We start from the raw sequence: 13,789 nt of genomic DNA, 5'->3' as shown, positions 1-13,789 counted from the left end.
GCTTTACCACATGATTTACCACATGATCACGCGCTGCTCGGGCGGCAGGTACATCGGGTCGCCCGGCTTGATGCCGAACGCTTCATAGAAGCCGGGCTGGTTCTTGACCGTGCCCTTGGCGCGGAATTCGCCCGGCGAATGGGGGTCGCTCTTGATCTGGGCGATCGCCGCTTCCGGACGCAGTTTCGCGCGCCATTTCTGCGCAAAGCCGATGTACAGGCGCTGTTCGCCAGTCAAGCCGTCGATGACGGGCGAAGGCTTGCCGCCCAGCGAGCGCTGGTAAGCCTTGTAGGTGATCGACAGGCCGGAATTGTCGCCGATGTTCTCGCCCAGGGTCAGTTCGCCATTGATGTGGTAGCCAGGCACGGGGCTGTAGGCGCCGTATTGCTTGACGAGCCCGGCGGCCAGCGCCTTGAAGGCCGCGCGGTCTTGCGCCGTCCACCAGTTGCGCAGGCGGCCCTTGGCATCGTACTGGCTGCCGGAATCGTCGAAGGCATGGCTGATCTCATGGCCGAAGGTGATGCCCAGCAAGCCGTAATTGACGGCATCTTCCGCTTTCACGTTGAAGAATGGCGGCTGCAAAATGGCGGCCGGGATCGTGATGGCGTTCAGCGCCGGGCTGTAGCTGGCGTTGACGGTTTGCGGCGTCATCGACCATTCGTCGCGGTCGACGGGCTTGCCCAGCTTGGCCAGGTTTTGCTGGCGGCTCCATACGCGCGAGGCGCGCACGTTGGCGATCAGGTCGTTCGGCTGCGTCTTCATGCTGCTGTAGTCGCGCCAGGTATCCGGGTAGGCGATCTTCGGTTTCAGGGCGGCCAGCTTGAGCTGGGCTTCCTTCTTGGTTTCCGGGCCCATCCAGTCCAGCTGTTCGATGCCCTCCTTGAAGGAGGCGACGAAATTGTCGAACATGGCCATCACGCGGGGCCGGGTTTCCGGCGGCAGATACATGTCCACGTAGCGCTTGCCGACGGCGTCGCTGATGGCGTTATCCGTGAAGCGCAGCGCCAGCTGCCACTGCGGTTCGCTTTGCGGCACGCCGCGCAGCACCGTGCCGTCGAAGGCGAAACGCTCCTTGACGGTGGCGCTGTCCAGGTAGGAAGCATAGCTTTCGATGATGCGCCAGTTCAGGTAGCTCTTCCACGATGCCAGCGGCACGGCGGCCACGGTCTCGGAGAATCCTGTCATGAAGCTGGGCTGGCGCACCACGGCCGAGCTTTCCTTTTTCGCCAGGCCGGCGGCGGCAAAGTAGGCGTTCCAGTCGAAGGCGGGGGCCAGCGCCGTGAACTTGTCGAAATCGACGCGGTTGTACGACTTGACGGGATCGCGCATCTGCACGCGCGTCCACTGCACGGCCGCCAGGCGCGTTTCGATGTCGAGGATCTGCGCCGCGTGTTCGGCCGCGGCCTTGTCGCCGCTCATTGCCAGCATGGTCTCGATATGCTTGAGGTATTTGGCGCGCACGGCTTGCAGCTTGGCGTCGTCTTGCTTCAGGTAGTAATCGCGGTCGGGCAAGCCCAGGCCGGACTGGCTGATGTTGACCGTGTAGCGCTCGGGATCCTGCGCATCGGGCGCCACATAGGCGGAAAACGGCGTCTGGATGCCATTGCCTTGCAAATAAGCAAACAGCGCCGGCAAGTCCTTCTTGTCCTTGATGGCGGCAACACGGGCCAGCTCGGCCTTCAAGGGCTTGAAGCCGGCCGCATCGCGCGCCTTGTCGTTCATGAAACTCGTGTACAGGTCGGCGATCTTGTGCGCCTCGCTGCCGGGCTTGCCGGGGTTCTTGACGATGGCGTCGATCAGGCCGCGCAGCTGGCCTTGCGCGATTTCACGCAATTCGATATACGTGCCCCAGACGGATTTGTCGGCCGGGATTTCCGTATTGCGGGTCCACACGCCGTTGACGTAGCCGTAGAAATCATCCTTGGGGCTGACCGCGGGGTCCAGGGTTTTCAGGTCGATGCCGGAGACGGGCGCGGCAGCATTGGTGGCTTGAGCGTACAGCGTTGGCGAAGATAGGGCGAGCAAGGCGCAGCAGGCGGCGCTGATGAGTGAACGTTTCACGAAGATTCCTTTAATTGTTTTAACTTCATGTTGGGGAACATGCTGTGTCCAGGCATGGGAGGCAAGATTATAGTCCGCCTGCTTGCGGAGAAACAATGTCCGTTGAGCAATTCCAGTGATCAGCGGCTCAGGAGGTCAAACAGGTCTGCGCCTTGCCTGGCGCCCTGATGCTTCAGCATGTCCGCAAGCGAACCGGGCGTTGCGGGCGCATCTCCGGCCGCGTGATTGAAATAGTTAAAATCGAGCTTGATTTTATCTTGCAGGTCGCTGGCATAATTGCCTGGGTATTGCGCCTGTTCCAGCTGCGGCAGCTCATTGAAATGCGCCAGCGCCGACTTGAAGAAGTTGGTCATCTTGCCGGTAGTATTGTATTCCTGCATGGCTTGCGCCACGACCTGGCTGCGCCAGGCTTGCTCTTCATCATAGGCCTGCGTAAAGGCGGCGCGCCGCTCGTTGACGGTAAATGTCCCGCTGTCGTCGTGCGTGATGGTGGCCAATTGCTCACGCGATAGCCCGGCAAACGGATTGGGGCCCCTGTCATCGATAAACGCGGTCGCCGCGGAGGCCGACCTGGCCGATACCGCGTCATTCGGTTGCGGCAACTGCCGCGCGGCTGCCGCCTTGTGTCCGGCGTCCAGCGGATAGAGAATACTGCTGATATTGTCATTCACCCATGCACCCAGCGCCGGATGATCGCGTCCCTCGATGGCGGCGCCGGTGGCCGTCGCGGCCGTCGACAGGCGTCCGGCCAGGGTCGAGATCACGACCTCGTCCGCCACGGCGCCGACACCGGCTGGTGCTTGCGGGGCTGGTGCATTGTCCGGCGACAAGGTCTTCCTGCCTTCGGCGGCAGACAGTGGCCCAGGCTGGATGCCTGCCGTGCTTATAGTGACCATCGCCCGCTCCAAGATAAGTAAATGTTACTATAGCACAACAAATATCCAAGCCAGATCGAGGGAATCAGCGCGCTTCCTCTCTCCGGCAGCGATGCCGGCACTGTGCCACATTATTCAGCCAGCTATTTCATGGAGCCGCCCGATGCAGGAATTCCGATTCAATATCTTCGGCACCTTGATTGCCATCCGGGGCAACCCGGGCGCCTGGCGCGCCTTCTATCTGGGGACGGAAGGCAAGCGCCGGCCCGCCAATTTCATTGTCCCCGACGATATCAGCGCCGATGCGCTGTGCGACTACCTGGCGGACCTGTTCCATGAAGAAGCGACGCCGCGCAATAACACGGCCACGCCTGTCACTGTGCCCGCGTTCCGGGCCTAGCCTACTTCACCGGCTCGAACGTCACCGTCAAGCCATTGCCCGTGGTCCTGAGCTGCGTCGGCACGAATTGCACGCCCGCGTAACGCAGTTCATCGGGCTTGAACGTGTAGATCGGCGTTTCATGCATGAGCTGGTCGGCCACCAGGCTGGCCACCTTGGCGAACTGGCGCTGCTGCGACTCGTCCATGCCGTCGATGCTCACCTTGTCCACGCTCGCTTCGCTCAAATACACCGCGTTGCGCTGGGCGTCGAGCACGAGGCGGCCCGACATGGCCAGGCTGCCGCGCCAGGTCTGGCGGATGAACGGCGGCATCACGCTGGCATCCACGCTCAAGGCCACCCGTTCGCGCTCGGGCTGCAAGGATAGTTGCGGATGCGTCAGCTTGACGTCCAGCACGGACAGCACGCGCTTGTCGATGGGGAAGCGGCGCTCCAGGCCTTGCTGCATCTTGCTGAGCGACACATTCACGTCGCGCGGGCCGATCAGGGTGGAACACGCGGCCAGCATCGTGCAGGCAAAGGCGGCAATGGCGGCGGTTTTCAGCAAGGGACGGATGGTGCTCACGTTCATGGATAGTCTCGGTGGAAAGATGGCGCCATCTTACACATGCGGCCGCTTTCACGCAAAAACCGGCGCCCACCTTGCAGCGGGCGCCGGTTTTTCTCATGTTGGCCTGGTCTGGGCCTTGTCAGCGGACGAACAGGGCGATCAGTATGACGATGGGCAGTGGAATGCCCAACAGCAGCAAGAGGATGGAACGCATGGCAGACTCCTTGATTTATATGATAGGTAGGGATTCAGATGGTGACGTGGCGCAGCACGCGCTCATGGTCGCGCTGGCGGCCGCCGAACGTTGCCGCCAGGCTGGCCACGAAAGCGCCGAGCAGCAAGGCGACGAACATCCACAATGCCGTGTGGGCGCCGGCCTTGCGGGCCGTTTCCGCCGCTTGCCGGGCAGCCGCCTTGGCATCGGCGGCAGCCTTGGCGGCGCGGCCGTAGACGGCGTCGACGCGCGCTTCCGCTTCCGCCTGCGTCAAGCCCGTGCGGCTGGCCACGACCTGGCCCAGGTAGGCGCGGTCATCGGCGGCCAGGCTGCCCGTGGACAGGCTGGTGGCGAAGATCTTGCCGATTTCCACGCGCTGGTCGGCCAGCGTCACGCCGGGGTTCGCCATCGCCGGCGTGCCGGTGGCGGCAGCGGGCGCGGCGCGCAGCAGCATGTCCGAGAAATAATCGAGCGGATTGGCGCTGCCGCCGCCCTCGCCCGCCTTGGCACCAACAGCCCCGGCGCCAGCCGCCGCGACCGGGCTTACTGCAGCGGCCACGCCGCTGCCCGCATCGATGGCGCCGCTCAGGACGGCGCGCGTGCCGCCGGCCAGCACGGCCACGGTGATCAGGGTAGCCACGGCCCAGGCCAGCAAGCCGTGCGCCGTATCGCGGAAATGCACCTCATCCGTGTGAATGGAACTCCATTTCACGCGCAGACGGCCCGCCATGTAGCCGCCGATGCCGGCGGCGGCCAGTTGCATGAAGGCCAGCCAGGCGATGGTCGACACGCCGATGGCCGTCGCGTTGAACGACCACGGCGACACGGACGACAGGCCCAGGCCCACGCCGAGGATCAGCAGGATGAAGGACAAGGCGGCCGCCGCGGCAGCGCCCGCCAGCACGGCGCCCCAGGAGACGCCCGGGTTGTTCAGGTCCGATACGGACAATTGTGTAGCTTGCATGAAATACTCCCTTGGTTGTTGATTTTTTATGCAGTTCAGGCGGCAACGCCCGTCAGCTGTTCCTTACGCGCGGCCATTTCCCGGCCCAGCGCATCGAGGTCGACGGCCGTATGGCGCACCTTGGGAAACATGTCGCCCTCTTCTTCCTTGACGTGGTGTTCGATCTGCTCGGACAGAACCTTGACCTTGGCGTCGTACAGGTCGTCGGCCGGGTCCATCGCGGCAATTTGCGCGATCAGTTCCTTGGCGCTCGCGTGCTCGACGAGGGCTTCATCCATCAGGTCGCTGTCGTGGATGGGACGGCGCACGGCCGGATAGAAGATTTCTTCTTCCAGCTGCGTGTGCACGGTCAGTTCCTGGCAGATCTGGTCGGCCAACTTTTTCTTGGTGGCAAACGAGCGGTCGCTCAAGCCTTCATATTGGGCAAACAGGGCTTTGACGGCCTTATGGTCCTGCATTAATAAACTGATCGCATTCATGGCGCCTCCTCGTTGTTGATGAGGCTAGGATGCGCCACGGCGGCGCCAGCGTATGTGCGTCGCCTTACACAATCTTGATATTTGATACACATCAGTATCCGCACACTACTTGATGCCGTGGTGGTTCATCAGGTCGTACAGGGTGGGCCGGCTCACGCCCAGCAGTTCGGCCGCCCTGGCGATATTGCCGTCGGCCCGCGCCAGCGCACGCACCATCACCTTGTATTCGGCCCCTTCGCGGGCCTGGCGCAGGTTCAGCGGTTCATCCTGGGGCGCCGCCTGGGCGCTGGCGGGCAAGCCCAGGTCGTCGGCGGCGATCTGCGGGCCGTCGCTCATGATGACGGCCCGCTTGATGCAGTTTTCCACTTCGCGCACATTGCCGGGCCAGCCATAGCTTTCGATCAGCTGCAGCGCGCCCGCGCTGAAGTGCAGGCTGCCGCGCCCTTCGCTGGCGCAGAACTTGTTCTTGAAATGATGGGCCAGCAAGGCGGCATCGCCGGCCCGCTCGCGCAGGGGCGGAATGCGCAGGACGATTTCGCTGAGCCGGTAAAACAAGTCTTCGCGGAAACGTCCCTGCTCCGCCAGCACCTTTAAATCCTGGTGCGTGGCGCAGACGATGCGCACGTCGACGGCGATCTCGGCCCGTCCGCCCACACGTTCGATGATTCGCTCCTGCAGGAAGCGCAGCAGTTTCGCCTGCAGCGCCATCGGCATGTCGCCGATCTCGTCGAGAAAGAAGGTGCCGCCGTGGGCCAGCTCGATCTTGCCCAGGGTTTGCCGCGCCGCGCCCGTAAACGCGCCCCGCTCGTAGCCGAACAACTCGCTTTCCAGCAGGTTTTCGGGGATGGCCGCGCAATTGATGGCGACGAAGCGTTGCGCATGGCGGCTCGACAGCGCATGCAGGCCCCGCGCAATCAGTTCCTTGCCGCTGCCCGAGTCGCCCAGCAGCATCACGCTGGCCGACGAGGGCGCCACCTTTTCCACGCTGCGGCACAGTTTCAGCATGCCGGGGTCGCGGCTGACGATGCCCGCCAGCGGCGAATCGGCCTGCGTCTGCAGCATGCGGCGGTTTTCCTGCTGCATCGCGTGCAAATAAAACGCGCGGGCGATGACCAGGCCCAGCATGTCGGCATCGAACGGCTTCTGGTGGAAATCGTAGGCGCCCAGCGCGATGGCCTTCAAGGCATGCGCGCGCTCCTGGTTGCCCGAGAGGATGATGACTTTCGTCTCCGGCGCCAGCGCGAGGATTTGCTGCAGGGTGGCCAGGCCTTCCGTGGCGCCGTCCGGATCGGGCGGCAAGCCCAGGTCCATCGTCACGACGGCCGGCTGGTGGCGCCGCACCAGCGCCAGCGCCGCCTCGCGCTCGCCCGCCAGCAAGACCTCGTAACCATCGAAACTCCAGTGCAGCTGCTTTTGCAAGCCGGGATCGTCTTCGATGACCAGCAGTTTTTGTTTGCCCATGGCACTCCTTTGCTATGCCGCATGCAGCGGCAGGATCACGCGGAACGTCGTGCCCACCTGCGGTTCGCTGCGCACTTCCAGGCTGCCGCCCACCTCGCGCAGGTATTCGCGGCTTTCGAACACGCCGATGCCCATGCCCGCCGTCTTGGTCGTGTCGAACGGTTTGAACAGGCGCTCGCGGATGAACTGTTCGCTCATGCCCTGTCCCGTATCGTCGAGCTCGACCACGGCCATCTGCTGTACCCGCCGCAGCCGCACGGCCACCTTGCCATCGCTGGCCGTCGCCTCGATGGCGTTCTGGATCAGGTGGCCCAGCACCCTTTCCAGCCGCGCGCGGTTGGCCAGCACCGTCAGCTCGCCATCGACGATTTCCAGCCGGGGCGCGGGCGCCAGGCTGGCCTTGGCGGCCACGGCCTGGCGCAGCAAGCCATCGAGCAGCAGCGGCGCCGGCGCTTCCGGCGCCTCGCCGCGCGCCAGCTTCTGCAGCAGGGTTTTCATTTTCTGCACGGAATGGTCAAGGGTGCCCAGCATGTCTTCCTGGAAGGCGGGATTGGCGCGGTGCTTTTCCGCATTGCTGAGTAAAAGGGATAATTGAAACACCAGGTTTTTCAGGTCGTGCACGATGAACGTGGACATGCGGTTGAACGAGTCGAACTGGCGCGCCACCGTCAGGGTATCGAGCGATTCGCGGTGCGCAAGGTAGCTGGCAGCCTGGCTGCCGGCAATTTTCAGCACGTCGAGGATTTCCCAGTTCAAGCCGATACGCGTGCGGGGCCGCGCCAGCGCGACAAAGGCGAACAGCTGGCCATGCAGCATCAGCGGCACCAGCAGCCACACGTCAGGCAGCGCCAGCAGCGCGGGCGGCAAGCGCAAGCCGCCGTACTGGCGCGGGTTGTGCTGGCAATCGGGCACGTCGATCACCCATTGCCGTGCTTCCAGGAACTGGCACAGGGGACCGGACGCCGGCTCGCTCCACGTGCCGGGCGGCCAGTTCCAGCTGGCGGCCGGGGCAAACTGCCCCTGCTCGCGCCGTATCCACAGCGCGCCGGCGCGGCTTTCCACCAGTTGCGCCATGGCCTGGATCGTGCGCTCGCCCAGGGCCGGGCCATTTTCGGACAGCGCCCGCGTAAACCGCAGCCATTCCTCGCGGTAATCAAAGATGGCGTTATAAAAATGTTTATTGATCGTGACCTTGAGCTTGGCGCGCAGGCTGCCGGAAAACAGCACGCCGGCCAGCAGCAGGGCCGCGCCGCCCAGGTAGGCCATCTGCATCAGGGAACCCCAGGTGCCGCCGAAATAGCGCAAATAGTAGGCGCTGGCCGCCATCGCCAGCAGATAGATGGACGACCCCAGCAAGGCGGCCGAGCGGTACAGCATCTGGCGCGAGACGGACAGGCCCAGCGCCCAGCCCGGATTGCGCGCGGCCGAGACGGCCAGCAGCGGCGCGCACAGGGCGTCGACGATGCCGCGCGCGGCCCAGATGTCGTCGTTGACCGTGCGAAACAGCAAGGCGTCGCTATACAGATAAAAATCGTAGGCAAACAGGCCACCCACGCCCAGGCACGCAAACTTGATGCCCCAGCGTTTCAAGGACGGCGTGTTGCGGTACCATTGTTCCACCAGCAACATGCCCAGCACGGCCAGCAGCAAACGGCTGACGCTGGCGATGATGCGCGCCGGCAAGGGCAGCGCCAGCCACGACGAGGCCAGCGCGGACAACCCGGGCGCCAGCGCCGTGAGAACGATGCCGGCCAGCACCAGGCGCAAGCGGGGCCGCGACGGTTCGATCAGCAGCAGCAAGAACACCAGCCAGGCCAGGGTGCGCAGCAACTCGAGCGCCTCGCCGGCCGGCGAGGCGCGCTGCCCCAGCAGCACCAGCACCACCGTGCCCGTGGCCCAGCCGCCCGTCGCCAGGCAAGCGGCCAGCAAGGCGCGCACGTTCTGCCGCGCGCGCCAGTTGCTGATCAGTAGCAGCGCCAGCGCGAAGAAGGCCAGCGACGCCAGCCCATGGCTGAGGGCCGCCGCGTCGGTGGCCGCCAGCCAGTCCGACTGCTCCCGCATCATCGGCTGCCCTTGCCAAACAGCACCACCTGCACCGTGTCGAGCAAGATCAGCAAGTCAAGGAACAGGCTGTTATTCTTTACATAATACAGATCGTATTGCAGCTTCTTGACGGCGTCGTCGACGGAGGCACCATATTGATAGCGCACCTGCGCCAGGCCCGTGATGCCGGGCTTGATATTGTGACGAATGTTGTAGTACGGCACCTGCTCCTTCAGCTGCTCGACAAAATACGCGCGCTCGGGACGGGGGCCCACGAAACTCATCTCGCCGCGAAACACATTGAGCATCTGCGGCAATTCGTCGATGCGCAGCTTGCGGATCAGCTTGCCCACGCGCGTGATGCGCGCATCGTTGTCCAGCGCCCAGATGGGCTTGCCGTCGCGCTCGGCGTCGCAGCGCATGCTGCGAAATTTCAGCACCTTGAAAGGCAGACCGTCGCGCCCCACCCGCTCTTGCTGGTAAAACACGGGGCCGCCGTCTTCCAGGCGGATGCACAGGGCCGTCGCCAGCATCACGGGCAGCGCGGCCAGGCAGATGACCGCGCTGGCGGCCAGGTCGAACAGCCGCTTCGAGGCGGCGCGGAAGAAACTCTGGTCGAAGCCGCCGCCATAGATCAGGTAGCTGGGTTGCAATGAATCGATGCGGATCTGGCACGCTTCGCGCTCGAAAAACGTGGCCGCGTCGATCACCTTCACGCCGCCCAATGCGCATTCCAGTAGCTGCTTGGCAGGAAACGCGCCATTGCGCCGGTCGCTGACGGACACGACGATCTCGTGCGCGGCATGGCGCTGGGCCATGGCCAGCAGCGAGGGGCCTGCCGGCAGCAAGGCCGAGGCCGGCACGCAGCATTGCTCCCCCGCCACATCAATGCAGCCGACGACGGTAAACTGGTGGAAACCGATCTTGCTGGCCGCCAAGTCCATGCATTCGCGCGCCAGCGCCCCGCCGCCCACCAGGATCAGCCGGCCTTCCATCAGCGCCGATTGCGAGGATTTGAACACCACCAGGCGCGCCAGCAGCACGCCGATGGCGCCCAGGCCGAAGATCATCGCGCTGCCGCGCCCGAATTGCAGCACGGGAATAAAGCGTATCAGGACGCTGAGCACGGCAAAACCCAGCGCGAACGACGGCAGGATGCGCAACAAGGTGTTGCGGATGTCCTCGCGCGAGCGGTGCTGGTACATGCCCAGCGCGCTCATGCTCAGGACGATGACCAGCGCAAAGATCGCGGAGGACAGGTAGATCTCGCCCACGCGCAGCACGCGGCTGCCGTCCGCCAGCCACAGCAAGGACGTCAGGGTGGCCGACAGCAGCAGGATCAGGATTTCCAGCAACAGCAAGATAAACGCTGTTTTCGAGACATAATGGCTGAAGATGCGGATCACGGTTCCTCCTGCGGCAAAAAGCATCACGCCGCGCACAGGGCGGCCTGCTGCTGTCTTGCCATGATGGCGAACTGTTCCAAGAAGACATTGATGCGCCACAAGCTACGGCCCCAGCTATCTTTCGCTGGCAGAATTTATCTCAACACATTACCGAATGGGGGGAAATGGCATATAGTATGCTTCCCCTAAAAGAGATAAATGTCATGAAATTTGATGTAGCGATTGTCGGCAGTGGCCTGGCGGGTTTATCGGTTGCACTGCATTTAGCTGAGACGCGCACCGTCGCGATCATTTCCAAACGCGCGCTGCTCGATGGCGCCAGCAACTGGGCGCAAGGCGGGATCGCGGCCGTGCTGGACTCCGGCGACAGCCACCAGCAGCACATCGAAGACACCCTGATCGCCGGCGGCGGCCTGTGCGACGAAAGCGCCACGCGCTATATTGTCGAGCACGGCCGCGAAGCCATCGAATGGCTGATCGAGCAAGGCGTGCCGTTTACGCGCGACGCCTCGGCCGAACTGGGTTTTCATTTGACCCGCGAAGGCGGTCACAGCCAGCGCCGCATCATCCACGCGGCCGACGCCACGGGGCACGCCGTGCAAGTGACCCTGGAAGAAAAGGTGCGCGCCCACCCGAACATCAGTCTGTTCGAACACCATTGCGCCATCGACCTGATCACCTCCGACAAGCTGGGCATGAAGCCGGCCCAGCGCAACGCCCAGCCCCATTGCCACGGCCTGTACGTGCAGGATGAGCAAACAGGCAAGGTACACACCTTTGCCGCCGAGCATACCGTGCTGGCCACGGGCGGCGCCGGCAAGGTGTATCTATATACCACCAACCCGGACACGGCCAGCGGCGACGGCATCGCCATGGCGTGGCGCGCGGGCTGCCGCGTGTCGAACATGGAATTCATCCAGTTCCACCCCACGTGTTTGTACCACCCGTACGCCAAGTCCTTCCTGATCACCGAGGCCATCCGTGGCGAAGGCGGCTTGCTGAAACTGCCGCCCGAAGCGGGCGCGGCAGCAGGCACGCGCTTCATGCTGGCCCACGACGAGCGGGCCGAACTGGCGCCGCGCGACGTGGTGGCCCGCGCCATCGACTTCGAGATCAAGAAACGCGGCCTCGACTACGTGCACCTGGATATCAGCCACAAGCCGGCCGAATTCCTCATCGAACACTTCCCCACCATCTACGCGCGCTGCCTGGAACTGGGCATCGACATCACCAAGCAGCCGATTCCCATCGTGCCGGCCGCCCACTACACGTGCGGCGGCGTCGTGACGGACTTGTCCGGCCGCGCCGACCTGCCCGGCCTGTATGCCGTGGGTGAGACGGCCTGCACGGGCTTGCATGGCGCGAACCGCCTGGCCAGCAATTCCTTGCTGGAATGCATAGTCATCGGCCGCGCCTGCGCGCAGGATATCGAAAGCAAGGAAAAGCTGGGCACGCCCTACCTGCCCGACTGGGATGAAAGCCGCGTCACGGATGCGGACGAGGAAGTGGTGATTTCCCACAATTGGGACGAGCTGCGCCGCTTCATGTGGAATTACGTGGGCATCGTGCGCACGACCAAGCGTTTGGAGCGGGCCCAGCACCGCATCGCCCTGCTGAAGGAAGAAATCGACGAGTACTACCGCAACTTCCGCATCACGCACGACCTATTGGAATTGCGCAACCTCGTCGACGTGGCCTCGATGATCGTCAACAGCGCCCTGTCGCGCCGCGAAAGCCGCGGCCTGCACTTCAGCCGCGATTATCCGGAAACGTTGCCGAAGGCCATCGCCAGCGTGCTGACGCCGCCGCACAGGTAAGCCACCAGGCCCTTCCATCATGGAACCCATGCAAGGTCCGGGGTCGTACCCTGAGGGTACGACCCCGGTCTGTGTCTTGGGGGAACGCCATTTGCCACAGGCGCCCCCCGCTGCAGGCATCGCGCAATCACCGAAACGTAAGGCAAATGTTGAACAAGAGACTATTTGATGCCATTACATCCGCCGTGGACCTGGATGACCCTGCAGAACAATCTTCAGCTCAGCGATTCATGATCGAGGCTATTGGCAGAGTGACTGCACAATTGCCTGAGGTTGCCAGGTCAGCAGCCGCTGCGGCGAATCGATACGTCACCGGTACTGCGACGGCTGAGGAAGTCATCGCCGAGCGTGTACGCCTCTGGCGAGCAATCGACGGGCGTGACCAATCGGACGAGCCGGACGTTTTGAAAATAAGAACGGCCATATGCGTCTTGCATCCCATGGATAGTGGCGCCTCTGCCGAAACCTTGGAGTATTTTTTTGAATTTTGGCGGCAAGCAGGCTTGCCGCAGGCTGAGCTTGAGGCCGCTGCTCGGAACAGGTATGGAATTTGAGGTGGCTTCAAGCGGCCAGGAGCGGACGTTGAATAGGATTTACGGGCAAGAACACAATCGTCTTCAACGATTCTGAACGCAAGTCGATTTTGCGTCAGAGCAGCCGCTCGATAGAATAAAGGTTGTTTAATTCAGGGCATGCAGTCGCCCATTGCTACATATGGAATCAATGACAGTGATGGCAACAAAGTGGAATAACCAGGAGGTGCGAAGCCACAATGGCCTCATGTGCAGCAATGGTGATATCTACGAAGTGCGCGAAACCAGAATGGTCAGAGTACGTGAAAAACAGGAACTTGGCGGTTGGCTCAATGTCGCGATTCTGGCGCAAGAAGCGCTGTATGGCGGACAGTACATAGTTAAGTGCGGAGAGGCTGCGGAACATGGCTCAATCGGCGTAGTCGTTTTGGAATCGCTGCAAAATCATGAACCTGTGTGGACGTTTGTTTCGGATCAATCCAATCCATTTGATCAAATAACAATCAAGGGCGGCCTGGTTTTGGTGCTGTCAACGTCAGGCGCCGTGTTACGGTTTGGTGCGCCAATGAGGGAGCCAAGGCTTCTGCTTCCGAGTACTTCGATCCATGCTTCTAACGACGGGTGCTTGTAAGGTGAGACGCCGCGCGTCCGCTATGCTTAGGTTCGAAGCCTTTGCCCGTTGCCGCATAGAACCTCAAATTTTTCCTTATGAACTTATGGACCTATATCAAAAGGGAACGAATTTCAGCGGATGCTTGAACATTCGCCCTACGCTATCATTCGAAGCGACCGTTGCCGTGTTGGGCGAGGCACTCGGAATCAGGTTTTGCCCTGATCAAGGCGGAAAATACGAGGAATATCCGGCGTACCTTGCCTTTGCACTCGGACTCGAACTTGCTTTGTTGGCGCCGCCCCCTCCAGAATTCGATACGAGGGATGTCCCCGACGATTGTTTTCAACTGATAATCGGTTCGCTTGTACATGTT

Annotated in this window: 13 protein-coding genes; 4 read left to right on the top strand and 9 right to left on the bottom strand. The window is 62.7% G+C overall.

Annotated elements, in window-relative coordinates:
• Positions 1–15 precede the first annotated feature (15 nt).
• Positions 16–2,061 carry a M13 family metallopeptidase gene (locus AC0V2Y_RS10680; RefSeq protein ID WP_475416374.1) on the bottom strand — a complete coding sequence of 682 codons (2,046 nt, stop codon included), beginning with the start codon at positions 2,059–2,061 and terminating at the stop codon, positions 16–18.
• Between the two features lie 119 nt (positions 2,062–2,180).
• Positions 2,181–2,957 carry a hypothetical protein gene (locus tag AC0V2Y_RS10675; protein ID WP_475416375.1) on the bottom strand — a complete coding sequence of 259 codons (777 nt, stop codon included), beginning with the start codon at positions 2,955–2,957 and terminating at the stop codon, positions 2,181–2,183.
• A gap of 142 nt (positions 2,958–3,099) precedes the next feature.
• Between AC0V2Y_RS10675 and AC0V2Y_RS10670 the strand changes: the two genes are divergently transcribed.
• On the top strand, positions 3,100–3,336 hold the full coding sequence (locus AC0V2Y_RS10670) for a DUF7661 family protein (protein WP_475416376.1): 237 nt from the start codon (positions 3,100–3,102) through the stop codon (positions 3,334–3,336).
• A 1-nt stretch (position 3,337) separates the two neighbouring features.
• On the opposite strand, the gene AC0V2Y_RS10665 is transcribed toward AC0V2Y_RS10670, so the two are convergent.
• The 6 genes from AC0V2Y_RS10665 to AC0V2Y_RS10640 all read right to left on the bottom strand — a co-directional run bounded on the left by AC0V2Y_RS10665 (position 3,338) and on the right by AC0V2Y_RS10640 (position 10,453).
• Positions 3,338–3,907 carry a DUF1439 domain-containing protein gene (locus tag AC0V2Y_RS10665; RefSeq protein WP_475416377.1) on the bottom strand — a complete coding sequence of 190 codons (570 nt, stop codon included), beginning with the start codon at positions 3,905–3,907 and terminating at the stop codon, positions 3,338–3,340.
• Positions 3,908–4,134: 227 nt separating this feature from the next.
• Complete coding sequence (locus tag AC0V2Y_RS10660) at positions 4,135–5,064, bottom strand: hypothetical protein (RefSeq protein WP_475416378.1); 930 nt, start codon at positions 5,062–5,064, stop codon at positions 4,135–4,137.
• Positions 5,065–5,099: 35 nt separating this feature from the next.
• A complete protein-coding gene (locus AC0V2Y_RS10655) occupies positions 5,100–5,543 on the bottom strand; it encodes a hemerythrin domain-containing protein (RefSeq protein WP_475416379.1) in 444 nt (147 codons plus the stop codon).
• A 105-nt stretch (positions 5,544–5,648) separates the two neighbouring features.
• Positions 5,649–7,004 carry a PEP-CTERM-box response regulator transcription factor gene (prsR, locus tag AC0V2Y_RS10650; RefSeq protein ID WP_475416380.1) on the bottom strand — a complete coding sequence of 452 codons (1,356 nt, stop codon included), beginning with the start codon at positions 7,002–7,004 and terminating at the stop codon, positions 5,649–5,651.
• Positions 7,005–7,016: 12 nt separating this feature from the next.
• Complete coding sequence (gene prsK, locus AC0V2Y_RS10645; RefSeq protein WP_475416381.1) at positions 7,017–9,068, bottom strand: XrtA/PEP-CTERM system histidine kinase PrsK; 2,052 nt, start codon at positions 9,066–9,068, stop codon at positions 7,017–7,019.
• Positions 9,065–10,453, bottom strand: a complete 1,389-nt coding sequence (locus tag AC0V2Y_RS10640) for a TIGR03013 family XrtA/PEP-CTERM system glycosyltransferase (RefSeq protein ID WP_475416382.1) — start codon at positions 10,451–10,453, stop codon at positions 9,065–9,067. Before AC0V2Y_RS10640 ends, prsK begins: the two co-directional genes overlap by 4 nt.
• Positions 10,454–10,656: 203 nt before the next feature.
• Between AC0V2Y_RS10640 and nadB the strand changes: the two genes are divergently transcribed.
• The 3 genes from nadB to AC0V2Y_RS10625 all read left to right on the top strand — a co-directional run bounded on the left by nadB (position 10,657) and on the right by AC0V2Y_RS10625 (position 13,434).
• Positions 10,657–12,270 (top strand): L-aspartate oxidase, encoded by a 1,614-nt coding sequence (gene nadB, locus AC0V2Y_RS10635; RefSeq protein ID WP_230538106.1) that lies wholly within the window; start codon positions 10,657–10,659, stop codon positions 12,268–12,270.
• Positions 12,271–12,416: 146 nt separating this feature from the next.
• Positions 12,417–12,824, top strand: a complete 408-nt coding sequence (locus AC0V2Y_RS10630) for a hypothetical protein (RefSeq protein WP_475416383.1) — start codon at positions 12,417–12,419, stop codon at positions 12,822–12,824.
• A gap of 169 nt (positions 12,825–12,993) precedes the next feature.
• A complete protein-coding gene (locus AC0V2Y_RS10625; protein WP_475416384.1) occupies positions 12,994–13,434 on the top strand; it encodes a hypothetical protein in 441 nt (146 codons plus the stop codon).
• A 145-nt stretch (positions 13,435–13,579) separates the two neighbouring features.
• Here the strand turns inward: AC0V2Y_RS10625 and AC0V2Y_RS10620 are convergent.
• The coding region (locus AC0V2Y_RS10620; protein WP_475418339.1) for a hypothetical protein at positions 13,580–13,789 on the bottom strand (210 nt) is incomplete at its 5' end.

The organism is Janthinobacterium sp. BHSEK, from assembly GCF_056174685.1.
Note: the sequence above shows the minus strand (reverse complement) of the source record. Positions and strands in the feature narration are given on the sequence as shown.